General features: G+C 72.7%; 17 protein-coding genes. 5 read left to right on the top strand and 12 right to left on the bottom strand.

Features of this window, described 5'->3' with window-relative positions; translation table 11 throughout:
• Window positions 1-19: 19 nt before the first annotated feature.
• The 6 genes from ACWCSV_RS15045 to ACWCSV_RS15020 form a co-directional block, all read right to left on the bottom strand.
• The gene (locus ACWCSV_RS15045; protein ID WP_451142207.1) at window positions 20-2515 is read right to left on the bottom strand and encodes a family 43 glycosylhydrolase; all 2496 of its coding nucleotides are present in this window, start codon (window positions 2513-2515) and stop codon (window positions 20-22) included.
• A complete protein-coding gene (locus tag ACWCSV_RS15040) occupies window positions 2512-4041 on the bottom strand; it encodes a sulfatase-like hydrolase/transferase (RefSeq protein WP_451142205.1) in 1530 nt (509 codons plus the stop codon). Before ACWCSV_RS15040 ends, ACWCSV_RS15045 begins: the two co-directional genes overlap by 4 nt.
• Window positions 4038-5033 (bottom strand): aliphatic sulfonate ABC transporter substrate-binding protein, encoded by a 996-nt coding sequence (locus ACWCSV_RS15035; protein WP_451142203.1) that lies wholly within the window; start codon window positions 5031-5033, stop codon window positions 4038-4040. Before ACWCSV_RS15035 ends, ACWCSV_RS15040 begins: the two co-directional genes overlap by 4 nt.
• A gap of 62 nt (window positions 5034-5095) precedes the next feature.
• Window positions 5096-5875, bottom strand: coding sequence for an ABC transporter ATP-binding protein (locus ACWCSV_RS15030; protein WP_451142201.1), 780 nt, complete (start codon window positions 5873-5875; stop codon window positions 5096-5098).
• Window positions 5872-6750: an ABC transporter permease gene (locus tag ACWCSV_RS15025; protein ID WP_451142199.1), complete on the bottom strand. Its 879-nt coding sequence runs from the start codon at window positions 6748-6750 to the stop codon at window positions 5872-5874. Before ACWCSV_RS15025 ends, ACWCSV_RS15030 begins: the two co-directional genes overlap by 4 nt.
• A complete protein-coding gene (locus tag ACWCSV_RS15020) occupies window positions 6747-8003 on the bottom strand; it encodes an ROK family protein (RefSeq protein WP_451142197.1) in 1257 nt (418 codons plus the stop codon). The genes ACWCSV_RS15025 and ACWCSV_RS15020 overlap by 4 nt, the downstream gene beginning before the upstream one ends.
• Window positions 8004-8158: 155 nt before the next feature.
• On the opposite strand from ACWCSV_RS15020, the gene ACWCSV_RS15015 reads away from it, so the two are divergent.
• Window positions 8159-8638 (top strand): OsmC family protein, encoded by a 480-nt coding sequence (locus ACWCSV_RS15015; RefSeq protein WP_451142195.1) that lies wholly within the window; start codon window positions 8159-8161, stop codon window positions 8636-8638.
• Between the two features lie 94 nt (window positions 8639-8732).
• Here ACWCSV_RS15015 and ACWCSV_RS15010 read toward each other — a convergent pair whose 3' ends face one another.
• Genes ACWCSV_RS15010 through ACWCSV_RS14990 form a run of 5 tightly spaced genes read right to left on the bottom strand, consistent with a single transcriptional unit; the run spans window position 8733 to window position 16249 of the window.
• Window positions 8733-11591: a hypothetical protein gene (locus ACWCSV_RS15010; protein WP_451142393.1), complete on the bottom strand. Its 2859-nt coding sequence runs from the start codon at window positions 11589-11591 to the stop codon at window positions 8733-8735.
• Between the two features lie 41 nt (window positions 11592-11632).
• Complete coding sequence (locus tag ACWCSV_RS15005; protein WP_451142193.1) at window positions 11633-12757, bottom strand: ATP-binding protein; 1125 nt, start codon at window positions 12755-12757, stop codon at window positions 11633-11635.
• A 59-nt stretch (window positions 12758-12816) separates the two neighbouring features.
• Entirely contained in the window at window positions 12817-14343 is a 1527-nt protein-coding gene (locus ACWCSV_RS15000) for a VWA domain-containing protein (RefSeq protein ID WP_451142191.1), read from the bottom strand.
• Window positions 14340-15731, bottom strand: coding sequence for a hypothetical protein (locus ACWCSV_RS14995; protein WP_451142189.1), 1392 nt, complete (start codon window positions 15729-15731; stop codon window positions 14340-14342). Before ACWCSV_RS14995 ends, ACWCSV_RS15000 begins: the two co-directional genes overlap by 4 nt.
• Window positions 15731-16249 carry a hypothetical protein gene (locus ACWCSV_RS14990; protein ID WP_451142187.1) on the bottom strand — a complete coding sequence of 173 codons (519 nt, stop codon included), beginning with the start codon at window positions 16247-16249 and terminating at the stop codon, window positions 15731-15733. The genes ACWCSV_RS14995 and ACWCSV_RS14990 overlap by 1 nt, the downstream gene beginning before the upstream one ends.
• 318 nt (window positions 16250-16567) lie before the next feature.
• On the opposite strand from ACWCSV_RS14990, the gene ACWCSV_RS14985 reads away from it, so the two are divergent.
• From ACWCSV_RS14985 to ACWCSV_RS14970, 4 genes are all read left to right on the top strand, one after another.
• Window positions 16568-16948: an acyl carrier protein gene (locus ACWCSV_RS14985; protein ID WP_451142185.1), complete on the top strand. Its 381-nt coding sequence runs from the start codon at window positions 16568-16570 to the stop codon at window positions 16946-16948.
• 14 nt (window positions 16949-16962) lie between these two features.
• Window positions 16963-18171: a beta-ketoacyl-[acyl-carrier-protein] synthase family protein gene (locus ACWCSV_RS14980; protein WP_451142183.1), complete on the top strand. Its 1209-nt coding sequence runs from the start codon at window positions 16963-16965 to the stop codon at window positions 18169-18171.
• 296 nt (window positions 18172-18467) lie between these two features.
• On the top strand, window positions 18468-19805 hold the full coding sequence (locus ACWCSV_RS14975) for a cytochrome P450 (protein ID WP_451142181.1): 1338 nt from the start codon (window positions 18468-18470) through the stop codon (window positions 19803-19805).
• Between the two features lie 75 nt (window positions 19806-19880).
• Complete coding sequence (locus tag ACWCSV_RS14970; protein ID WP_451142179.1) at window positions 19881-21095, top strand: beta-ketoacyl-[acyl-carrier-protein] synthase family protein; 1215 nt, start codon at window positions 19881-19883, stop codon at window positions 21093-21095.
• 199 nt (window positions 21096-21294) lie between these two features.
• On the opposite strand, the gene ppdK is transcribed toward ACWCSV_RS14970, so the two are convergent.
• Complete coding sequence (gene ppdK, locus ACWCSV_RS14965; protein WP_451142177.1) at window positions 21295-24009, bottom strand: pyruvate, phosphate dikinase; 2715 nt, start codon at window positions 24007-24009, stop codon at window positions 21295-21297.
• Window positions 24010-24695: the final 686 nt, after the last annotated feature.

Genomic DNA, 24695 nt, shown 5'->3' with positions numbered 1-24695 from the left:
ACCGGGCCGTCGGCCGGTCCTACTTCTTCGCCCGGGGCTTCCCGTGCGACGGCTTCCCGTGCGCGGGCTCGGACGCCCCCGGCTCGGACGACCCCGGCTTCGCCGGTGCGAGGGTCGCGGGGGGCCCGTAGGTCCGTACGTAGTCGAAGTCGGCCACCGCGCCCACGTGGTTGTCGGAGATCAGGCCGATCTTCAGATCGCCCTTGACCGGCAGGGTCCACACCCCGCTGAGCGTCCAGTGCACGCCGTCGCGGCTGGAGGAGGCGCGGACCTCGTGCTCCTGGCTGGCGGTGTCGAGGTGGTGGGTGAGCCGCAGCCAGAGGGTGTCGGCGGTGGGGCCGCCGAACATCGGGGCGTTGGCGACGGCGGTCGGCGGGGTGGTGGTGGGCCGCTCGCCCTCCTTGCCGAACTCGGTCACGTGGAGCATGGCCCCGTTGCCGTTGTTGAGCGGCAGCACCGAGTGGGTGAGCTTGAACCAGCGGTCGTCGTTCTCGTAGAGCACCAGCCCGGCCTGCTGGGCGTTGGTGGTGGGGGTGAAGTGGAGTTTGGTCTCCACCGTGTAGTCGCCCGCGGGTGCGGGGCGCAGCAGGACAGGGGCGGTGTTGTCGCCGAGGTACAACTCGGTGTTGGAGGTGGGCCAGGAGAGCGCGCCGTTCACCATGGTGGTGCCGGTGGCGGGGCCGCGTACCCAGCTCCAGGCGGAGTCGGCCGTGGTGCCGGGGAGCGTCGCGGTGTCGAACTCGTCGCTGTAGGCGGGGAGCAGGGCTCCGGGCCGGGCGACGGGGGCCCGCTCGGTGACGGGGGTGTACAGCGCGGTGGCGCCGACGTTGTCGGCCTCGGCCCCGGCGCCCTTGGCGGCCGCGGAGACCGCTCCGGCGTGGACGGCGGCGGCGGGCAGGGTGCGGGTCTGCTCGGCGACCGGGTCGCGGAGCCGGTCGCCGGTGACCTCCACGGTGAGGCGGGTGCCCCGGATCTCGGCGGAGACGGTGTGCCAGGTGTCCCAGGAGAACCCGGTGGGCAGGGCACCGATCTGCTCACCCTGGTCGACGCCCTTGATCCGTACCTCGGTGACCAGGGCGTTCTTCGCCCGGTCCAGCCAGACGGCGACGCGGTTGTCGGCGTCGGTGTGGGCGAGGGTCAGGCCTGCGGCTCCTCCGGCGGCGGTCACCCGGAGGTCGGCCTCGGCGCGTACGGCGGCGGGGGCGGTGCCGGTGGAGACCAGGTAGCCGGGGGCGGTGGAGCCGGCGGTGGGGGTGTGGCGGACGTAGCCGTGGCCGTCGGTCCCGGTGGCGGTGGTCCAGCCGGCCGGGGTCGCGCCCTGGGTGCGCCAGCCGGTGAGGCCGGTCTCGAAAGTGCCGCCCGCGGTCCAGGTGGTGACGGGTGCGGCGGTCGGGGTGTCCGAGGGGCCCGTACCGGCGCGGACGACGGGCCAGCCGTCGATCCAGTCGAGGCGGTCGATGAGCATCGGACGCCGGGAGAGCTTGAGGGTGCCGCCGGAGGCCGGGGCGAGGTCGGGCGATTCGGCGGGGATGCCGTGGTAGACGAGCCAGTCCTGGCCGGACAGGTCGGTCTGGATGGCGTTGTGGCCGGGGCCGATCCACCGGTTGCCGTTGGCGCCGACGACCACGCCGCCCTTGCTGCCGAGGGCCATCAGGTCGGTGCCCTCGTCGTCGGTGAAGGGTCCGGTGGGGCTGGTCGAGCGGCCCGCCTTCACCTGGTAGCCGCTGTACGCGCCGTCGCAGCAGCCCGCGTCGGAGTAGAAGAGGTAGTAGTAGCCGTCGCGGTGGACGACGAACCCGCCCTCGACCCGTCGGCCGCGCGCGACCTGGGTGACCGCGCCTTCGACGCGGGTGCGGTCGCCGTTCATCCTGGCGACGCAGATGGTGTCGTAACTCCCCCAGTAGAGGTAGGGAGTTCCGTCGGTGTCGGTGAACTGCGCCTGGTCGATACTGCCGGTCGGGCAGCCGCTGGGCGTGGGCAGCACCGCGCCCTTGTCGGTCCACGGGCCGGTGGGCGTCGGGCCGGTGACCAGACCCACGGTGCCGCGTCCGGGGACCGAGTAGTAGAGGTAGTACTGCCCGAAGGCGTAGTGGATGTCCGGCGCCCAGAGCCGGGAGCCCTGGAGCCAGGCGGGCCGGGTCTCGGGGGTGAAGACCTCACCGGCGTAGGTCCAGGTCACCATGTCCGGGGAGCGCAGGATCGGCAGGATGCGCTCGCCGTCCTCGCCCTTGGTCTGGAAGACCGGGTTCTGGGTGCCGTAGGCGTACCAGTAGCCGTCCTTGCCCCGGATCATCGTGGGGTCGGGGAAGGTGTCGACGGTCCCGGCGGTGACCGGGTTGGTGTACGTGGCGGGGGCGGCGGCCTCCGCCGCGGAGGCGTGATGGGCCGCCGCCGAGTGCCTTTCGGCGCCGTACGAGGGGGCCGTGGCCAGGCCGAGCAGGCAGATCAGCGCGGCGGCGGGGGCCGCCCGGCGTGACAGCCGCCGTGCGCGTGCGGGGGTGCGCTTGCGTCTCATCGGGTCTCCGTGGTCGTCGGGGCCGTGGTCGTGGTCGTCGGGGCGGTGGTCGTGGTCGTCGGGGCGGTGCCGTCCGGTTCGAAGGAGCTGAGGGTCACGTCGGCGTCCGAGCCACCGATGTCGTACATCGACGTCATCCAGTGGTAGAAGTTGTCGCCGCGGTCGCGCAGCAGCCTGTAGAGCCGCTGCATCAGCCGGTCGCGTACACCCGCCAGCTCGGGCTTTCCGTACCGGTTTTCGAGCTCGTCGGGATCGTCGAGGAGGTCGTACAGCTCGTTCACGGACTCCGGGTTGACGACCAGCTTGTAGCGGTCGTCGCGGATCATCCGCTGCGGGTAGGGGAAGTGGTGGCCGTGGAACTCGGCCACCAACTCGGGCGCCCAGTGAGGGTGTTCGCCGCGCACCAGCGGGAGGAGGGAGCGGCTGTCCACGGCCGGGGACGGGTCGACGCCCGCCAGGTCGAGCAGGGTCGCGGTGCAGTCGGTGAGGCTGACGAGTTCGTCGCGGACCTGCGGGGCCTCGCCGGGGACGCGCACGATGCCGGGGATGCGGTAGATGTCCTCGTACATCGCAGGGCCCTTGTCGTGCAGCCGGTGGGCGCCGGTGAACTCGCCGTGGTCGGCGGTGAAGAACACCGAGGTGGTTTCCTCCAGGCCGAGTTCGTCCAGGCGGGTCAGGATGCGCCCGATCTGCTCGTCGATGAGGGTGACGTAACCCCAGTAGACCGCGACGAGTTTGCGGCTGACCTCCAGCGGCATGGTGTCGAACGCCCAGTGCGCGCTGTAATTGGCCTGCACCGGAGGCTTGTTCTCGAAGGTCTCGTTGATCGACGCGGGCAGCTCGACGAGTTCGGGGTCGTAGAGGTCGAAGTAGGAGTCGGGCAGCAGGTAGGGCAGGTGCGGGCCGAAGAAGTGGGTGGCGAGGAAGAAGGGCCGCCCGTCAGCCGCGTACTTCTCCAACTGCTCGATGGCTCGGGTCGCGAGGTAGTGCTCGAACGTCGCCTCCACCGGCTGGTGCAGCCGCGCGGCCAGCAGGTTCCCGGGGTTGCCGGCCGGCGCGGTCCCCCGGATGTGGTCGGTGATGCGGTACGGGGGCAGGCCCCGCTCCTCCAGGTAGGCGAGGTAGTCGGGGTGGTCGACGGGGTTGTGCCAGCCGGGCAGGTCGGGGCCGTCGAAGCCGTAGGAGGCGGCGTTGCGGTGGGTGCCGCCGTGCCATTTGCCGATCAGCCCGAGCTGGTAGTCGCGCTCCTTCAGGGCGGCCGGGAAGGTGAAGACGTCCTCCCGGAGGTCCTCCAGATAGCCCACGTTCCGCTCGTAGTTGGCGAGCAGCCGGTGACGGAAGGGGGCCTGGCCGGTGAGCAGGCTGGCGCGGGCGGGGGTGCAGATGGCGGTGGGGGTGTAGAACCGGTCGAAGCGGGTGCCGGCGGCGGCGAGCCGGTCCAGGTTGGGGGTCTTGACGTGCGGGTTGCCGTAGGCGCCGAGGGTGTCCACCCGGTGCTGGTCGGTCATGAGGAACAGCAGGTTCACTTGGCGTACGCCTTCGTGTAGAGGTCGCCGTCGTAGTACGTGTCCGCCTTCGGCACCGTCTTGAGCTGGCCGGTACCCACGAAGAACTCGCCGAGCCCGTCCAGCCAGGAGGCGACGGTGCCGTCACCGGTTTTCGCCACCAGGTCGGCGGTGGTCATCGTCTTCACGTTGGCGGCGTCGGCGGCGACCTTGGTGCGGTCGACCTTCAGCAGCTTCGCGGCGGCGTCGATCGCCTCCTCGGGGTGCGCGGCCCGGTAGTCGTTGGCCTGCTGGAGGACCTTGACGACCTTGGCGGTGAGGCCCTTGTCGGTCCTGGTGCCCGAGACGAATGCGGTGGGGAACGCCTTGTCGGAGAAGTCCTTGGTGGAGCCGACCTCGTTGAGGCCGGGCTTCTTCGCCTTGATGGAGTCGATGAGCGGGTACCAGAGGCCTGCGCCGTCGATCTTTCCGGAGGCGAAGGCGGAGACCACGGTCGCCGGGTCCATCGGGACCTTCTGGATGTCTGAGGGCTTCATCCCGGCCTTCTGGAGCGCCAGGTTGAGGACCATCTCGCCGGAGGTGCCGGCGGGGACGCCGACCTTCTTGCCCTTGAGGTCCTGGATGGTCTTGATGCCGGGCTGGGCGATGACCCGGTCCGCGTAGGCGAGGGTGTTCACGGCGACGACCCTGGCCTTGCCGGTGGCGGGCAGCCACATCGCGCCGGGGCCTATGTAGCCGAAGTCGAGGGAGCCGCCGCCGAGCGCCTGGATCTGGAGCGGGCCGTTGGTGAAGACGCTGTACTGGGGCGAGAGCCCCTCCTTCTTCCACAGGCCCCGCTGGTCGGCGATGGCGAGCAGGCTGGCGCCGTTGTAGTCGCTGATGTAGCCGAACCGCACCTTGGCGCTGCCGCCGCCACCGGCGGAGTCGCCGTCGTCCCCGGAGCAGCCGGTGACGGAGAGTGCCAGGACGGACACGGTGGCTGCGGCCGTGAGGGCGCGCTGGGAGAGACGCATGGCGGAGTGATCCTTCGGTGGGTGTGGGTGGTACGGGGAGAGGGGGTGCGCGGCCGGGCCGGTCAGACGGCGGCGGGGGCCGGGGGCTGGTGGTAGACGGCCTGCCAGACGGTGTTGCGGATGTCGGCGAACTCCGGTGAGAGCCGGACCGCTTCGGTGCGCGGGTACGGGAGGCCGACATCGATGACCCGGTGGATGCGGCCGGGCCGGGCGGCCATCACGATGACGCGTCCGGCGAGGTAGACGGCCTCGTCGACGTCGTGGGTGATGAAGAGGACGGTGCGCCGGTCGCGGCTCCAGGTGTCCAGCAGCTGGTCCTGCAACTGCACCCGGGTCAGCGCGTCCAGTGCGCCGAACGGCTCGTCCATCAGGAGGACTTGGGGGTCGACGGCGTAGGCGCGGGCGATGGCGCAGCGCTGCTTCATGCCGCCGGAGAGCGTCTTGGGGAGGGCGTCCGCGAAGTCGCCGAGGCCGACGAGTTCGATGGCCCGGTGGGCGCGGAGCCTGCGTTCGGCCGCCGGTACGGAGGCGAGCTTGAGCCCGAACTCGACGTTGCCGCGCACGGTCAGCCAGGGGAACAGGGCGTACTGCTGGAAGATCACCCCGCGTTCGGGGCCGGGTCCGGTGACCGGCTTCCCGTCGACCAGGACGGTGCCGGAGGTGGGCTCGGCGAGTCCGGCGGCGAGGTTCAGCAGGGTGCTCTTGCCGCAGCCGGAGGGGCCGACGACGGTGACGAACTCCTCGTCGCCGATGTCCAGCGAGACATCCTTGAGCGCGGTGAAGACCGTGTTCTTGACGGGGTAGGTCCGGGAGACCCCGCGGAAGGAGATCTTGGCGTTCATCGGGTTTCCTGCCAGTGGGTGAGGCGTCGTTCGGCGACGAGGAGCAGGCGGTCCATCAGCAGGCCGAGCACACCGATGGAGATCAGCCCGACGAAGATGGTGGGGAGGTCGTAGTAGAGCTGGGCCTGCTGCATCCGGAAACCCAGACCCTCGGGGGCGGCGATGAGTTCGGCGGCGACCAGGGTCCCCCAGGCGGAGCCGAGGCCGATCCGCATGCCGACCAGGATGAACGGCGCGGACGCGGGGACGACGACCTTGAGGAAGATCGTCCCGTCCTTCGCGCCGAGCACCCGTGCGGCGTCGATCAGGGTGCGGTCGACCCCGACGACGCCCTGGAAGGCGGCGACCACGCTGGAGAGGAAGGCGGCGAGGAAGATGACGAAGATCTTGGGGGTCTCGCCGATGCCCATCAGCACGATGGTGAGCGGGATCAGGGCCAGCGGCGGGACGGTGCGGAAGAACTGGACGTACGGCTCCAGCAGCCCCCGGGCCACCGGGTACCAGCCCATGAGGAACCCGACCGGTACGGCGGCCAGGGTGCCCAGCGCGAAGCCGGTCAGCACCCGGCGCACGCTGGCGAGGGCGTCGCCGGCGAGGGTGCCGTCGGCGATCAGCTCGCCCGCCCGGGAGGCGACCTCGCCGGGTCCCGGCACGGTGTCGAACCCGAGGGGGTCGAGCAGCGCCCAGGCGCCGAGGCCCACGGCGAGCGCGACCAGGTTGAGCCCGAGCGAGGAGAGGAAGGACCGCCCGCCGCGCTTTACGGTGCGGGCCGCGCGGTCGCCCGGCGGGGCCGGTGCGGGGTCGCCGGGTGCTTCGGCCACGAGGTCCGCGGGGGCGCGGGTGTCCTTGACGAGGGGGTGGAAGGGGGATGTCATGCGTCGTCGTCCTCGGGGAGTGCCGGGCCCGGGTAGCGGGCGAGCAGCGGCGATTCGTGCAGGGCCAGGGCGACGCCGCCGTGCGCGCCGCCCGCTTCGCCGAGCGCGGCGGGGCGCAGCGTCACGCGGTCCCGGGCGAGCGGCAGGACGTGGGCGTCGAGCGCCTCGGCGACGGGGCCCAGCAGGGCGTCGCCGGTCTCGGCGAGTTCACCGCCGAGCACGATCGTGCTGGGGCCGAGGGCGCCCACGACGGAGGCGAGTACGGCCCCGACGAAGGTCCCGGCCCGGCGCAGCACCTCCTCGGCGGCCTTGTCGCCGCCCTCCAGTGCCGCCATGAACGCGGTGAAGTCCCGCGCGGTGCCGCCCTGTTCGCGGTACGCGGTGAGTACGGCCCCGACGGACGCGACGGTTTCCAGGCAGCCGGCGCCGCCGCATTCGCAGGGGATGCCGGCCGGGTCGGCGGTGATGTGGCCGAGTTCGCCGGCCAGCCCGTCGACGCCCCGGTGGAGGGCGCCGTTGACGACCAGGCCGCCGCCGACGCCGTGCGAGAGCCGCAGGTAGAGCACGTCGCGGCTGCCGGCGGCGGCGCCCCAGGTGGCTTCGGCGAGGGCGGCGAGGCGGGTGTTGTTGTCGATGAGGACGGGGGCGCCGAAGCGGGCGGTCAGCAGCTCCACGAGGCCGGCGAGCGTGCCGCCGTGGCCCCCGCCCGGACGGGTGATCCGGTGGCCTTCCGCCGTCCGCGCGTCCTCGGTCTCCGTACGGCGCACCGGCCCGACGACGCCCACCCCGACCGCCCCGGTGGCGCCGAGGGCGGAGAGCCGCAGCGCGCCGTCGGCCAGCGAGGCGACCAGCTTCTCGGCGAGGTCGACGCGGCCCTCCCAGGGGAGGTCCGGCGGGTGGGGGAGGCTGGCCGAACCGATCATCTCGTGCGCGACGTTGGCGGCGGCCACGTGGACCGAGCGGCGCGCGAAGTCGATGCCGAGCGCCTGCCCGGCGGCCGGGTCGAGGGTCAGGTGCTCGACGGGACGGCCGCGTTTGCGCGGCCCGGGGTCGGCCGCGCCGGGGACCACGGCGCCGCCCGCGACCAGGGTCGCCACGATGTCGTACAGCGTGGTGCGCGAGAGTCCCGAGAGCCGCCCCAGCTCGGCGCGGCTCAACTGGCCGTGCCGGCGCAGCAGTCCGAGCACGCGCTCTTCGTGGCCCCGCCTCAGCTGTGCGAGGGGGCCTCTGTGGGAGTGCATGGGCTCCAGCATGGGGAGGCCGGAATTTTTTCGTCAACCTCCCGGAAAAATATTCATGTTGCCGCAATGAGGTGCGGGGCACGGTGGGCTTCCTCCGTCGTGGCGGTGCGCCGCGCCACGACGGGAAGGGCTTCGCGTGGCCGCCCGCCGCCTCCTACGCTCTGGCCATGACGACTACGCACACCTACGACGTCCAGGTCGAGTGGACGGGCAACCTCGGCTCGGGTACGGACGGTTACGCGTCCTTCAGCCGCGACCACGAGGTACTCGCGGACGGCAAGGACGGGATCGCGGCGTCCTCCGATCCGGCGTTCCGCGGCGACCCGGCCCGCTGGAACCCCGAGGAGCTGCTGGTCTCCTCCGTCGCCCAGTGCCACATGCTCTGGTACCTGCATCTCTGCGCGGTCGGCGGTGTCGTCGTCACCGACTACGAGGACACGGCCCACGGAGTGATGACCATGGACGAGACCGGTGGGGGCGGCCGGATCACCCAGGTCGTGCTGCGCCCCGAGGTGACGGTCACCGACGCGTCGATGGTGGAGAAGGCCCGCGCGCTGCACGGCGATGTCCCGGCCCTCTGCTTCATCGCCCGCTCGGTGAACTTCCCCATCGCCCACGAGCCCGTGGTCCACGTCCAGGAGGACTGAACGGCTTCCAGAACCGGGCGGCATCCCGGGCCGGTCCCGAAGGCGCCCCGGACCGGACCGCGCCCCGGAGGGATCGCGGACCGGTCCCGTCGTGTCACGCTCCGGCGAGCAGCGCCTCCAGCGCACCGGCCGGCTCCGGATGCCGGGCGAGGAGTGCGGCGCCCGCGGGGGCCGTACCGGCCTGCTGCCACGTACCGTCGCAGCCCAGGAGCGCGGCCACCGCGTCGCAGGCCGCCGGGTGCGCGGCGAGCAGGGCGACGCCCGTGCGCGCGTCGGTACCGGCTCCGGGGTCCCGGGTCGCCGCCGCGTCCGGGGCGGGCAGCTCGCGCCACGGCGGTACGAAGGTGTCCAGCGCGTCCAGCCGGCCGGGGAAGATCCGCCCGGCCTCCCGGATCAGCAGCGGGGCGAGGTCGGCGCCCTCGGCGCGCAGGGTGGTGATGAGCGTCGGCAGCCAGGGCAGCAGCACCCGGTCGGGGAGGCGCGCGAAGGCGTTCGACACGGCTTCGACGACGAAGTCGGCGAGGTGCGGAACCGGCTCCAGGGCGTGCAGGAACCCGCTGAGGTAGCGCGGGTAGGCGGGCACCACCAGGGGGTTGGCCAGCAGTCCGTCGCATCGCGCGCGCAGCTCCTCCCGGGAGAGCCGCCCGAGGTGCACCTGGGCCGCCCAGAGGAGGGCCGTCCGGGAGGGCTCCTCGGGGTGCGACTGGGCGAGGGCCAGCTTCAGCTGGGTCCGGTCGCAGCCGAGGGAGAGCGCCAGCCCCTCCATGGAGAAGAGGAAGCCGAGCGTGGCGGCGACCTGACGGCCGGTGGCGTCCTCGTCGTGGAAGGCGGTCGGCAGCAGGGTGCAGTAGTGCGCGTACCCGGCCTTGACGAAGGACTCGATCCACGGCGGCAGCACCGGCTCGCTGGTGCGGTAGTACGCCAGCAGCCGGCGCACCCGCAGCAGTACCTCGGGGGCGCCGTCCACGCCGCGCTCGGTGGTCAGCACCTCCAGGGCGCGGGCGCCGAGTTCGGCGGCGAGGCGCCCGCCGCGCAGGTGGAGCGTGGCGTCCTCGACCGCCCGGAGCACGGTCGCGGTGGTCGCCTGCGGGGCGTACGCGGCTTTCCGGAGCCGCTGCTCCAGGACCTGTTCGATGCTGACGCCCTCGTAACCCAGCTCGATCAGGGCCCGTTGGTTGGTGCCGAGGGCGAGGTCCCAGGACTCCTGGAGGGAACGCTCGCCGAGCCGCCGCTCCCCCATGATCGGCCGGGCGGTGTCCTCGGGCATCAGCCGGCGCAGCATCCACAGCACGTCGGAGCAGCGCTCCAGCTCCGGGCGGGTGTTGATGTCGAGCAGCGCCCGGCGTACTCCGCGCTGCTGGAGGTCGAGCCCCAGCGGGGCGAGCCGGTCGTGGACGTCGCGGGCGAGTGGCGGCAGCGAGTCGTAGCCGACCCGGCCGATCCGGTCGCCGCCCATCATGATCTCCACGAGCCGGCGCACGTCCCGGCGCCCGGGGACGGCGTCCTTCTCGATGCAGGTGACGGCCGCGTCCTGGAAGTCGTACGGGGTGGGGCGGGCGCGGTCGCGCATCCCGGCCAGCAGGATCGAGGTCTCGAAGACGGCGATGGCGTCGGCGGTGGAGGCGAGGTAGCCGTTGCGGCGCGCGGCGCGCACGATCTCCACGGACCAGCCGAGCAGTTCGGCCTCGTCCAGGCCGTCGAGTACGGGCGGCAGCCGCAGGAACCCGGAAAGCCGGTCCGGGACGGTCTCCGCCGCCTCGGCGGGTGCCGGCGGCTTCCCCGCCGCCCGCGTGGACTTCCTCGCGCCGTCCTGGCCCGCGAGCCGGAAGGGCTTCACCCGGGTGCGCTTGAGGTTCTTCGTCCACTGGGTCGCGGCGATCGACACCGAGCCGGCGGCGAGGCCGAACTGCGCCTCGATGGCGGTGTGGCTGGACGGGATGAGGCCGTAGCTCCAGACGCTGTCGCTCGGCGGGGTGATCCCGAAGCCGTCGGCGCCCGCCACCCCGAACTCGGCGACCCGGCTGACCGCGTGGAACGCGCCGCAGACGTAGAGGCAGTCGGCGGGGTCGGTGCCGGTCGCGGCGAGGTGTTCCCGCATCCGGGTCCACATGTACCGCTCGCGGTCCTCGTCCACCCGCGTACGTCCCGCGTCCTCGGGCGCCAGCCGCCGGAACAGGCTGCCTATCAGCAGCATGACCTGCCGGTACGTGTCGTGGTCGCTGTCGCCGAGCGGGAGTTCGACGTACTGGTGCCACCACTCCGACCAGTGCCGGACCCGGCCGTGGTGGAGCAGGTGCTCCTCCAGCTCGGCGAAGCGCGGGCGCAGGTCGCCGATCTCCACGCCGACCGCGTCGCCGTGCAGCGCGGCCTCCTCCTCGACGGCGGGGGCGACGGCGCGGGCCGGGGCGGGGGCGGGTCCCTCGCCGTCGGTGTGCTCGTCGTGCGTCTGCCACTGGAAGACGTGGTCCGAGGACCGGTCGACGAGGACCAGTTCGACGCCCGGGGTGTCCAGGGCGTAGGCGATGGCCTGGTACTCGGCGGACGCCTCGGTGATCGGCGCGACCACCGAGAGCGGGGCCCACGCGGCGGGGAAGCCCTCGGCGTCGCTCGCGAAGGCCTGCACCGCCACCGGGAGCCGGCAGTTGCGCAGCTCGGTGAGGAGCGGTGCCATGTCCTCGCAGAGCTCGAGGTAGACGACCTTCGGCTGCTTCTCCCGAAGCCGCCGCGCCATCGCCGTCGCCGAGGCGGGCGAGTGGTGGCAGACCGGGAAGATCTCCAGCGGCTCGCGCACCGCGCGGTCCACGTCGTCCACCAGTCCGAGGAGGATGCCCTCCAGCGCGTCCGGCCCGTCCGCGAAGGACGCCGCCGCCTCTCCCAACTGCCCGCGCAGCGCCTCGAATCCGGTGAGCTGCCGCTGCGATGCGGCCGTCTGCCCCGCGACCGTCTCCGGCATGGTGTTCTCCTCCCTCGCTCCGTCGATGGATGCCACGCCCGTCACGACAGGGTGGCGATCGCGTCCCGGCCGCCCTCCAGGAACTCGGGCCAGACGCCGCCCTCCTCCTTGCCGCGCGGCTCCACGACTCCGTGCAGGTACTTGTTGAGGATGGCCAGGTCCTCGGGCTCCCGCCGGACCAGCGAGCCGACGAGCGAGGAGGCGAGGGTACGGGCGGTGAGCTCCCGCTCCCCGAAGAAGTTGCTGTGCAGAATCGCGTCCTCCAGCACTCCGATCTGCTCGGCGCTGGAGAGGGCGGACTCCAGCTTCTCGTCGTCGCTGCCCGCCGCGGCGGCGGAGGCGCGCAGGTCGGCGAAGCTCTGGAGGAGTACGTCGAGCAGTGTGGGCGGCACGTCCAGCTCGATCCGGTGGCGGCGGAGCAGCTCCTCGGTGCGGAAGCGGACGATCTCCGCCTCGCTCTTCCTGTTCGTCACCACGGTGATGCGGACGAAGTTGAAGCGGCGCTTGAGCGCGGACGAGAGGTCGTTGACGCCCCGGTCGCGGCTGTTGGCGGTGGCGATGACCGAGAATCCGGGCTTGGCGAAGACGATGTTGTCGCCGTCGCCGCCACTCTCCAGTTCGGGGACGGAGACGTACTTCTCCGAGAGGATGGAGATCAGCGCGTCCTGGACGTCGCTGGTGGAGCGGGTGAGCTCCTCGAAGCGGCCGATGGTGCCGGTCTCCATCGCGGTCATGATCGGCGAGGGGATCATCGACTCCCGGGACTGGCCCTTGGCTATCACCATGGAGACGTTCCAGGAGTACTTGATGTGGTCCTCGGTGGTGCCGGCCGTGCCCTGCACCACCAGCGTGGAGTTGCGGCTGATGGCGGCGGAGAGCAGCTCGGCCAGCCAGGACTTTCCGGTGCCCGGGTCGCCGATCAGCAGCAGGCCGCGGTCGGAGGCGAGGGTGACGATGGAGCGTTCCACGAAGCTGCGGTCGCCGAACCACTTCTGGCCGATCTCGCGGTCGAGGCCGTCGGCGCGCTCGGAGCCCAGGATGAACAGGCGGACCATCTTCGGCGAAAGGCGCCAGGAGAACGGCTTGGGGCCGTCGTCCACCGATTCCAGCCAGTCCAGCTCCTCGGCGTACTTGATCTCGGCGGGGGCGCGCAGCAGGTCGGACATGTCGGGCCTTTCTCGGGTCTGGGGTACGGGGGTGGAAGAGACGGGTTACCGGGCCGGGATCAGGTGAGGAAGTTCTTCAGCTCGTGGACGAGCTTGCGGATGTGGCCGGAGAGGACCGGCGTGCCGAGGTCCTTGAAGCGTTCGCGGAACCAGGGGTTGACGCTGCCGCGCCCCGAGCTGGTCACCGAGCCCACCGGGATGAACTTGACGCCCGAGCGGTGGAGGGCGGCCATGCTCCCGAAGAGCGGTTCGCACTGCCATTCGTAGAAGTCGGAGATCCACACCACGACGGTGTTGCGGGGCTCCGCGATCTTCGGCTGGGCCAGTGCCATGGCGACCGTGCCGTCCGTGCCGCCGCCGAGTTGCGTGCGGAGCAGGGTCTCGAAGGGGTCGTGCACCCACGGGGTGAGGTCGAGGGCCTTGGTGTCGTACGCGACGAGGTGGACGTCGACCTTGGGGAGCCCGGCGAAGATCGAGGCCAGGATGGTGCAGTTGACCATGGAGTCGACCATGGAACCCGACTGGTCGACCACCACGACGAGCCGCTGGGGCGTCGTCCTGCGCGTGGTGTGGCGGTAGTAGAGGCGGTCGACGTAGAGCCGCTCCTCCTCGGGGCTCCAATTGGTGAGGTTCTTCCAGATCGTGCGGTCGATGTCGAGGTTGCGGTAGACCCGTTTCGGCGGGACCGAACGGTCCAGCGGTCCGACGGTGGCCTTCTCCACCTGGGTCCGCAGCACCTCGGCGACCTCGTCGACGAACCGCCGGATCAGCGCCTTGGCGTTGGCCAGGGCGACACCGTCCAGGTTGTTCTTGTCGCGCAGCAGCTGCTCGATCAGCGACATGCTCGGCGTGAGCCGCGCGGCGAGCTTCGGGTCGGCGAGCACCTCGCGCAGCCGCATCCGCCGGACGAGGCCGGCTTCGATGGCGCCGAGTTCGGGGCCGATCGCCGGGATCAGCCGGCTGAGGTCGGGGCTCGTACCGCCGCCACCCGATCCGCTGGCGCTCACTCCCGGGCCCCCCGCGGACCGTCCGGCGGGGCGTCCGCCGCGCAGTGCGCCGGGCTCGCAGCCGAGCGCCCGCTCCAGCCAGCCCGCGTCGGACTGCCAGCGCGACAGCTGCCCGGCGGTGACCGCGCCACTGCCCGTGGCGAACACGTTCAGCAGCACCTTCGACACCAGCGCGGCGCGCCGCACCTCGGCAGCCCGGTCCCGCCCTGAACCTTCCGCCTCGCCGTCGGCCACGCCGTCCGCACCGTCGGCCACGCCGCCGCCGTCCGCGGCGCCGTCCGCGGCGAGCAGGCCGTCGAACTCGGCGGCCAGGCCCGGGTGGCGCTGCACGACCGAGTCGACCGAGGCCTGCGGGTCCAGCAGTGCGGGCGGCAGGCCGATGTCCTCGACCACGGAGAGGCTCGCCGACTCCAGCGCCGCCTGCTCCTCGGGGTCGAAGAGCTGGGCGAGGAGGCGCCAGTAGAGGACCTGGCGGCGGTTGTCCTGGGAATCCGCGCCCGGCACACCGTCCGGGGCGGCCGTGTCCCCGGGCGTTCCCGCGTCTTCGCGCTGTCCGATGTCGTCCGTCCGTACGGTCATTTCCTCAGCAGCCTTCCGGCTCGTTCGCGCAGTACGGCCGCCGCGTCGGTGGCGGCCTTCTCGGCCCTGGTCCCGGTCTTGTCGGTGGTGCCTCCGGCCCAGGCCCCGGCGTGCACCGCCACCGGCTTCTTCCGTACGAGGGTCTCCACGGCGAGCGGCTGGAGGCGGAACGCCCCCGCGTCCCAGCGGAGCAGCGCGATGCAGGCCCCCGACGCGAGGACGGCCTCGGGGGTGAGCGGTCCGGCGGCCGGTGTCCGGTCCACGTCCACGCCCACGACTCCTCCGGCGAGGGTGAACGCCACCGAGCCGTCCTCCCCGGCCGCTGCCGCGTATCCGTCGAGGAAGACGGGTACGGCGACGGCCGTGGGGTGGCGGTCCAGCGGGGCGGTCGCCCGGCCGGTCGCGGTGGGCAGGGCGACCCGGGCCGTGGCGAAGGAGTCGGCGGGCCCACCGGGGCGGGCGTGCGCCTCGCTCCAGATCAGGTCGCCCGCCGGGGTGACCGGCATGCCGGTCAGCTCCATCGCGCGCCCCTCACCCACCGCCGCGAGGAGGGAGAGGTGGGGGCGGAGCAACTGCCAGAGTCCGGCACCGACGACCGAGTCGGGCTTGGGCGCCGACACCGACGCGCGGACCAGGTACGGGACGGAGCCGTCCGCGGGCTCGAACACCGCGTGCACCTGGGCCTGTACGGCGGTGGCGTGCTCCTGCACGTCCACCCCGAGCGGCAGCAGCCGGCCGGTGACCGGGACGGTCTCCGGGGTGACCGCCGCGCCGGGCAGGGTGAGCAGCATCGCCCGTGTCCAGAGGTCGGCCCAGCGCCGGACCGGGACGTGCTCCAGGGAGGCGCCGGGGCAGGACGCGGCGAGTTCGGCGGCGAAGCCGTCCAGGAGGGCGGCCAGGCGGCGGAGTTCCGGGTCGTCGAGCATCGCGGAGACGATCCGCGCGGCCCCGGAGACCACCTCGTGGTCGATGCCCCGCCAGCCGCAGCGCGCCAGGTCGCAGAGCCAGGAACGGGCGGCGACCAGCAGGTTCACCGGGACACCCGGCTCGATGCCGGGGGCTGCCACGGAGGCGGTGGTACGGCCGGTCGCCTCCGCCGCCCGGGCCGTCAGCGCGTCGTGCGCCGAGCCGAGCAGCGCGGCGCGCGCGGCGGCGAGGGCGGTGAAGTGCTCCTCGCCGGCCGCCCCGGAGGCCGCCTTCCCGGCCGCCTCGGCGACCCGGACGGCGAGCGGGCTCCCCGCGAGGGCATCGGCGAACTCCGCCAGCCCGGCGGCCTGCGCGGGGCGCGGCCGGAGCAGGCCGGCCACCAGGACCCGGTCGAAGGAGTCGACGGCGGCCAGCGCCTCGTCCAGTCCGTCGATCTCCTCGACGAGCAGGCCGGCCCGCATCACGCCGCCTCGCCGGTCAGCGAGCGGGTCGGCGGGAACCACTGCATCTCGGGCAGCGGCAGCGTGGTCGGCGCGAGTTCGAGGTACGCCAGGTGGTGCAGGAAGCGGCTGAAGACGGGCGCGGCGGCCTTGCTGCCGGCCGGTCCGGGGCGGGCGGCCGTCATGGTGGCCGTGATGCCCTGCGCGGTCGGCTCGCCGTCGGCGGGCTCGGCCTTCAGGTACCGGGCCACGCGCTCGGGGCCGTACTGGAGGACGGACTCGTTGACCAGGGCACGTATGTGGTTGCAGAAGCCGCCGCGCGCCCCGCCGCAGGGGCGATTGTTGTTGGTACTGCAGGCGTAGGCGAAGGTCCGCGTCTCGACGGACGAGACGTAGACGCGCTCGATGTCCGACCCGCTGGACACCACGCCCTGCAGCCGCCCGTCGGCCAGTTCGACGAACGGGACCTTGGCGAGCCTGCGCGGCCGGGCGGGCGGGACCACCCGCGCGACACTCGACCTCTCCACATCTGACGACACGTCATGTCCTTTGCGCTAAAAGGGCTTTGGAGACCCCAGGAGGTTTTTGCACGGAGGAGTGGGCCCACTCCGCGACGGCGGAAGCGGAACACGACTGAACATACGTGCGCCCACTGACAACGCCCTCCGGCGCCGGTCCGGGCGCCCGGTCGAACACGGCGTACGGGGCCTCGCGCCACCCCACCCCCGTTCGCGCCACCCCCCGCCACACGGCCGTATGCGGGGACTCTCGCGTGTCAACCCTGGCGAATCGGTGTTTCGGGGTGACCAGGAGGGCTTGGCATCGTTGGCGACTGTGTTTGCGCAAGAAACAACTTCATGGAGGACGGCACGATGTACGAAACGCTGGCCAGACTGCTGGTCGAGGAATTCGGGCTGAACGAGGAACAGGTGCGGCCCGACGCGACGGCCCGTCAACTGGAGCTGGACTCCCTCTCCCTGGCAGAGCTGGCGGTGATCATCACCGAGAGCACCGGGGTCCGCCTGGAGGACGTGGAGGTGAACCCTGACAGCACCCTGGGCGAGATGGCGGAGGTCTTCGCCCGGGCCCTCCCCCCGGGAACCGCCTCCGCGCCCTCCTCCGCCCAGGACCGCGCCGTGGCAGCCGCCTCGCCCCACCGGCACCGCCCCGCGGCCGCGGCCACGGCTCCCGCGACGTCGCTCGACCAGGCTCTGCTCGTCACGCCTGCCCAGTCGTGAGAGCCGGTGTCGTCGTGACGGGTCTGGGCCTGGTCACGTCCGGCGGGATCGGCGTGGAGGCCGGCTGGCGCGCCGCGCTCGCGGGGGTGTCCACGGCCGCCCGTGACCCGCTGCTGGCCGGACTGCGGGTGGACATCTCCTGCCGCGTACCGGACTTCGACGCCGACGCGCTGCTCGGGCGGCGGCTGGCCCGCCGGATGGACCGGAACACCCAGCTCAGCGTGGTCGCCGCACGCGAGGCCATGGCCATGGCGGGACTCACCGGACGCGACTGGGACCCGGTCCGTGTCGGGGTGGTCATCGGTACGGGCGGCTCCAGCGTCGACGGCCTCATCGACATCTGCGGCAGACTCGCCGCCGGCCGCCCCGAGACCGTCTCCCCGATGGCGCTGCCGCGCAGCCTGCCCAGTGCGAGCGCGGCGGAGGTGGCCCTCGATCTCGGCGCGGCCGGACCGAACTTCGCGACCTCGGCGGGCTGTGCCTCCGGGCTGACCGCGATCGGCGTCGCCCGCGATCTGCTGCGCTCCGGCGCCCTGGACATCGCGGTGGCCGGCGGTTCCGAGAGCCTCTGCCACCCCCTCACCGTGACGGCCTTCGGCCAGCTGGGCATCCTGTCCACCCGCCCCTGCGAACCGTGCGACGCGGCCCGCCCCTTCGGCGCCGGCCGGGACGGCTTCGTCGTCGCCGAGGGCGCCGGAATCCTGGTGCTGGAGCGCGCCGCGCACGCCCGGGCCCGCCGCGCTCCGGTCCTCGCCTGGACGGCCGGTTACGGGGCCGCGGGCGACGCGCACCACATCGCCGCCGTCCACCCCGAGGGCCGGGGCGCCGAGCAGGCGGTACGCGCCGCGCTCGCCGACGCCCGCTGGCGGCCGGAGGACGTGGAACACGTCAACGCCCACGGTGCGGCGACCGCCTCCAACGACGCGGCCGAGGCGTCCTGGCTGGCCCGGCTGCTGCCGCACCGCCCGCCGGTCACCGCCACCAAGGCCACCCTCGGCCACGCCGGTGCGGGCTCGGGAGGCGTCGAGGCCGTCCTCAGCGTGCTCACCCTGGCCCGCCGGACGATCCCGCCGACCGCGAACCTCACCGAACCGGACCCGGCCTTCGCCGAGGGGATCGACCTCGTCACCAAGGTCCCCCGCCCCGGCGTGGCGCGCACCGCGCTCTGCGTCTCCACCGCCCTGGGAGGCCAGAACAGCGCCCTGGCCCTGATGGCCTCCTGACCCGCGCGCGACCCGGCACCCGCCCCGCGCCCACGCACCGCACTGCCCGCCGCCCGTAGCCGCCCGCCTTCCGACCCCCGTGCCCCCTCCGCCCGACGCCCACGCCCGCCGCCCGCCGCCGAAGAGCTCCGCAACCGCCCGCAACCCGCACCGGCCGTACCCCGCCCCCCACCCGCGTACCCCCGGACCGCACGACCGCCCGGACCGCACGAACGGCGATCCGCCGTACCCGTGAAAGCACCGAACGGCGCGGCGCACCCGCCGCTCCCCGTGAACCACTGGAAGCACCGAACCCCATGAGCGCCGTCCTCCCCACCGCCCCGTCGCCCTACCCCGCCGCCTCGTCCTCCACCTCGTCCTCCACCTCGTCCTCCACTCCGTCCTCCACCGAGCCCGATGCCGCCGGCTCCCAGACCCAGGTGATGCGCCTGCTCCGCCGGCTGCGTACCGAGGCCGACCCGTACCCGGTGTTCGACCGGCTGCGGGAGCTGGGCCCGGTGATCCCCGTACCCGCGCTGAACGCGGCCGTCGTCACCGGCTTCCAGGAGTGCCGCCACGTGCTGCGCGACCCGGCGTTCATCCTCCCGGACACCGCCTGGCGCGACGCGCACGCCGGCGGCTGGCGCCACCACCGCAGCGCGGTCAGCTACGCGGCCTCCCTGCCCAACGCCAACCCGCCCCGCCACACCGCGCTCCGGGCCCACCTGGCCCAGGGTTTCCACCGCACCGCACTCGCCGAGCTGCGGCCCGTGGTGACCGGCCTGGTGCACAGCGGCCTGAACGAGCTGGGGGCAGCACTCGCCGCCCACGGCACCGCCGACCTGACCGAGCACATCAGCCGGCCGCTGCCTTCCCGGGTCATGTGCCGGGTCCTCACGCTGCCCGACGAGGACGCCCCGATGCTCGCGGGTCTGACCGCCCGCTGGACCGCCGCCGCCGAACTCTTCCCCTCCGAGGCCGACCTGGACGACGCGGACGCGGCGGACTCCGCGCTGGTCGCGTACTTCCTGCGGGTCGTCCAGGAGCGCGAGCGCTGCCCCGGCAAGGACTTCCTCTCCACCTGGGTGACCGCCGCCCGGGCGGACGGGGTGGGGATCGACGACATCGTGGTGCACACCGCCCAGCTGTTCGTCACCGGCTTCATGACCGTCCAGTCCTCGCTGACCAGCGCGGCGTACGCCGTGCTGAGCAGCCCCGAGCTGACGGCCGCGCTGCGCCGGCGGCCCGAGGACATGGGGACGGCTGTGGAGGAGGTGCTGCGCAACCGGCCGGCCGCCGCGGTCGTCGGCCGCGTCGCGACCCGCGGCTGCGTGCTGGCGGGGGTCCCCGTCGCCGCCCAGCAGCGGCTGATCGTGGTGATCCCGGCCGCCAACCGCGACTCCCGGGCAGCCGCCACCGCCCATCTGACCTTCGGGGTCGGCGTCCACTACTGCCTGGGCGCGGCCCTCGCCCGTCTTCAGCTGGGCGAGTTCCTTCCGGCTCTGCTCAGCCGGTTCCCGTCCCTTCGCCTCGCCGACGCCCCGGCGCCCGGCGATCCGGTCTCCGGCGCGTCGCAGGACCCCGCGCCGATGGCCGGAATCGCCCTCCCCCACCACGTCCGCCTGCTCACCACCACCGCGAGAGCCTCCCGATGACCCTCACCCGCACGTCGCCGCCCGGCACCGTTCCCGCGGTGCGCCACCGCGCCACCACCACCGAGGGGACGCACCATGCCGGCTGAGGCCGCCGTCACCGGCATCGGCATGATCACCCCGGCCGGCGGGACCGCCGCCGCGACCTGGGACGGTGTGTGCGCGGGCAAGAGCCTCGCCCGGCGCGATCCCGTGCTGGCGGGCCTTCCCGTCGATCTTTCCTGCCCTGTCGATCTCGACCCGGATGCCGTCCTCGGGCGCCGCCTGGCCCGTCGGCTGGACCGTTTCTGCCAGCTCGCCCTGGTGGCCGCCCGCCAGGCCGTGGCGGACGCCAAACTCTCCGCGGCCACCTGGGACGCCGACCGGATCGGCGTCGTCCTCGGCGTCAGCTGCAACAGCATGGAGACCTACGTACGCGAGTTCACGCTGCTCGGCGAGGACCGGCCCCACCTGGTCTCACCCCTGGCACTGCCCCGCAGCGTGGCCAGCATGGCCGCCGCCGAGGTCGCGCTCGACCTGGGCGTACGCGGCCCCAACTTCACCGTCACCAGCGCCTGCGCCTCCGGGGCCACCGCACTCGGTGTCGCCCGCGGCCTGATCGCCTCCCGCGCCTGCGACATCGTGCTGGCCGGGGGCAGCGAGTCCGGGCGTTCCCGGATGGCCGCCACCTGCTTCACCCAGATGCGGGCCCTCTCCCGGGGCGGGCCCGATGTGGCGTCCCGCCCGTTCGACACGGACCGCGACGGATTCGTCCTCTCCGAGGGGGCCGCCGTCCTCGTCCTGGAACGCCCCGACCGCGCGCTGGCCCGGGGCGCGCACACCCGGGCCCTGCTGCGCGGCTTCGGCGCGACGAGCGACGCCCATCACCCTGTCGCCCCGCACCCGGAGGGCCGGGGTGCCGAGAGCGCCCTGCGGGCCGCTCTCGCCGACGCCGGCTGCGCCCCCTCGGACCTCGGCCACGTCAACGCGCACGGCACGTCCACCCAGGCCGGGGACACCGCCGAGGCGCGGGCCCTGCTCCGGGTCTTCGACGGCACGCCCCCGCCGGTCACCGCCCCCAAGGGCGTCCTCGGTCACTCGCTGGGCGCGGCCGGCGCCATCGAGGCGGCCCTGACCGTCCTCACCCTGGAGAAGCAGCTGGTCCCGCCGACCGCCAACCTCTCCCGCCAGGACGAGGGCCTGGAACTGGACGTGGTCACCGGGGCACCGCGCCCGGTCGCCCTCTCCGCCGCCGCGTCCAACTCCTTCGGCTTCGGCGGCCAGAACGCGGCGCTGCTCTTCACCACGCCGTGAGCCCGTACTCGTGAGCCCGTACCCGTGAGCCCGTACCCGTGAGCCCGCACCCCTGGACACCTCACCCCGCATGGGAGGAGCGGCGGCACCCCCGCACAGGGTGCCGCCGCTCCGGTTCCGGAGGCGCCGCCCGGGCCTGGGCGAGGGTCGGGTGCGGCCCGGGGGTGGCGGCTCCGGAAGTCATGGACGGGGAGACGTCTCAGCTGGTGCCGTCCCCGCCCTTCGCCGCGGCGGCGGCCCGCCCCGCCTCCAGTCGGGCGACCGGGATGCGGAACGGCGAGCAGGACACGTAGTCGAGGCCCACCTCGTGGAAGAAGTGCACCGACTCCGGGTCGCCGCCGTGTTCGCCGCAGACGCCGAGCTTCAGGTCGGGGCGGGTGGCGCGGCCGGCCGCGACGGCGCTGCGCACCAGGGCGCCGACGCCGTCCTGGTCGATGGTCTCGAAGGGGGAGACCCCGAAGATGCCCTTCTCCAGGTAGGCGGTGAAGAAGGAGGCCTCCACGTCGTCGCGGGAGAAGCCCCAGACCGTCTGGGTGAGGTCGTTCGTCCCGAAGGAGAAGAACTCGGCGGCCTCGGCGATCTGACCGGCGGTCAGGGCGGCGCGGGGCAGCTCGATCATGGTGCCGATGGTCAGCTTGAGGTCGGTGCCGGTGGCGGCCTGGACCTCGGCGATGACCTGGTCGGCCTCCTCGCGGACGATCTCCAGCTCCTGGACCGTGCCGACGAGCGGGATCATGATCTCGGCGCGCGGGTCACCCTTGGCGTTCTTGCGGTGGGCGGCCGCCTCGGCGATGGCGCGTACCTGCATGGCGAAGAGGCCGGGGATGACCAGCCCGAGGCGGACCCCGCGCAGGCCCAGCATCGGGTTCTGCTCGTGCAGCTTGTGGACGGCCTGGAGGAGCCGGAGGTCGTTCTCGTTGGCGTCCTTGCGGGACTCGGCGAGCGCGACGCGTACGGAGAGTTCGGTGATGTCGGGCAGGAACTCGTGGAGCGGCGGGTCGAGGAGCCGTACGGTGACGGGCAGTCCGTCCATCGACTCGAACAGCTCGATGAAGTCGGCCTTCTGGAGCGGCAGCAGCTCGGCGAGGGCGGCCTCGCGTTCGGCGTCCGTGTCGGCGAGGACCAGTTTCTCCACGAGGACGCGGCGTTCGCCGAGGAACATGTGCTCGGTGCGGCAGAGGCCGATGCCCTGGGCGCCGAAGCGGCGGGCGCGCAGGGCGTCTTCGGCGTTGTCGGCGTTGGCCCGTACCCGCAGTCGGCGCATCCGGTCCGCGTACGCCATGATCCGGTGCACGGCGCCCACGAGTTCGTCGGCGTCGTCGGCGCCCGCGTGCATCCGTCCCTCGAAGTACTCGACGACCGGGGACGGTACGACGGGTACCTCGCCGAGGTAGACCTTGCCGGTGGAACCGTCGACGGAGACGAGGTCGCCCTCCTCCACGACGGTGTCGCCCACGGTGAGCCGGCGGCGCTTGGTGTCGACCTCGATCTCCTCGGCGCCGCAGACGCAGGTCTTGCCCATGCCCCGGGCGACGACGGCGGCGTGCGAGGTCTTGCCGCCGCGCGAGGTCAGGATGCCCTCGGCGGCGATCATGCCGTCCAGGTCGTCGGGGTTGGTCTCGCGGCGGATCAGGATGACCTTCTCGCCGGAGCGGGACCACTTGATCGCGGTGTACGAGTCGAAGACGGCCTTGCCGACGGCGGCACCCGGGGACGCGGCGATGCCCCGGCCGAGCAGCCTGGTCTTCGCGGTGTCGTCGAAGCGCGGGAACATCAGCTGGGCGAGCTGGGCTCCGGTGACGCGCTGGAGTGCCTCGGCCTCGTCGATGAGCCCCTGGTCGACGAGTTGGGTGGCGATCCGGAACGCGGCACCGGCGGTGCGCTTGCCGACGCGGGTCTGGAGCATCCACAACTGGCCGCGCTCGATGGTGAACTCGATGTCGCAGAGGTCCCGGTAGTGGGTTTCCAGCGTCTCCATGATCTGCATCAGCTGGTCGTACGACGTCCGGTCGATGGACGCGAGTTCGGCGAGCGCGACGGTGTTGCGGATGCCCGCGACGACGTCCTCGCCCTGGGCGTTCTGCAAGTAGTCGCCGTAGACGCCCTGGTGGCCGCTGGCCGGGTCGCGGGTGAAGGCGACGCCCGTGCCCGAGTCGGGTCCGAGGTTGCCGAAGACCATGGAGCAGATGTTGACGGCGGTTCCGAGGTCGCCGGGGATGCGCTCCTGGCGGCGGTAGAGCTTGGCCCGGTCGGTGTTCCACGACTGGAAGACGGCGTGTATGGCCAGATCCATCTGCTCCCGGGCGTCCTGCGGGAAGTCGCGGCCGGCCTCGGTCTTCACGATCCGCTTGAAGTTCTTGACGAGCTTCCTGAGGTCCTCGGCGCCGAGGTCGGTGTCGACCTCGACCTTCTTGGCCCGCTTGGCGTCCTCCAGCGCCTCTTCGAAGAGGTCGCCGCCGACACCGAGCACGGTCTTGCCGAACATCTGGATGAGCCGGCGGTACGAGTCCCAGGCGAACCGCTCGTCGCCCGCCTGCGCGGCGAGTCCGACGACGGAGGCGTCGGAGAGGCCGATGTTGAGGACCGTGTCCATCATGCCGGGCATCGAGAACTTGGCGCCGGAGCGTACGGAGACCAGGAGCGGGTCGTCGGCCTGGCCGAGGGTCTTGCCCATCCGGGCTTCGAGGGCGGTGAGATGGGCGCTCACCTCGTCGCGGAGCTCGGCGGGTTCGACGCCGCTGTCGAGGTAGACCTTGCACGCCTCGGTGGTGATGGTGAAGCCGGGAGGGACCGGCAGACCGAGGTTGGTCATCTCGGCGAGGTTCGCACCTTTCCCACCGAGCAGGTCCTTCAGATCCTTGTTGCCCTCGGTGAAGTCGTAGACGAACTTCTGAGGACCGTTGTTTCCCGACACGGGTCTCGACTCCTTGAGGACGCGGTGGGTGCCCTGACGGCCAGGAACATACCCAGATCAAAGGCGTCCGGTGGTGTCCGCTTCTCCATCGTGCGGCCGCAACCACCCGTCTGCCAGCAGATCGAAAGTGAGAGCCCGCCCGGGCCTTCCTGGCCGGTGCGTTCACCTCTCGAACGCGGGGTGACGTTCCGTAGACGCTCCCCCGGAGAGTCGTGACGTTCGGCAACGAAGGCGTCGATCGATCAAAGTCTGCACATCTGGCACGCAGTGCCATCATTTGAGAAGTTGCGTCACGCCGGGACGCTCCACCGGGTGCTCATCTGAGCCAAACACGCCTCAGACGTGGCAAGTATCACGTCTGCTGGAGCACCTCGATGCCACCATGCGGACACCCCGCGATCAGGCCGTCGCCACCCGCCGATCCCCCAGGACCGCGGAGGGCGGGGGCCTGAAGGCACCGAAGGAACCGGGAGGTCCGGGCGTCCGGACGCCCGCCGTCCCCGGGCGGACGAACCGGCCGGCCCGCGGTCTCCCGCACTCCGACTGGCCCGAAAGCAGGCGTGCTTGGGGACACCCCTCGAGTGATGATCCCTCCGGCGCGTCGGATCCGCCGGCGCCTCCCGCATCACACCCTGGGGGAACTCCATGAGGCAGATCGCTGCTGGACATCCCGTACGTCTCAGATC

It is taken from the genome of Streptomyces sp. NPDC001770 (assembly GCF_053596135.1).
Note: the sequence above shows the minus strand (reverse complement) of the source record. Positions and strands in the feature narration are given on the sequence as shown.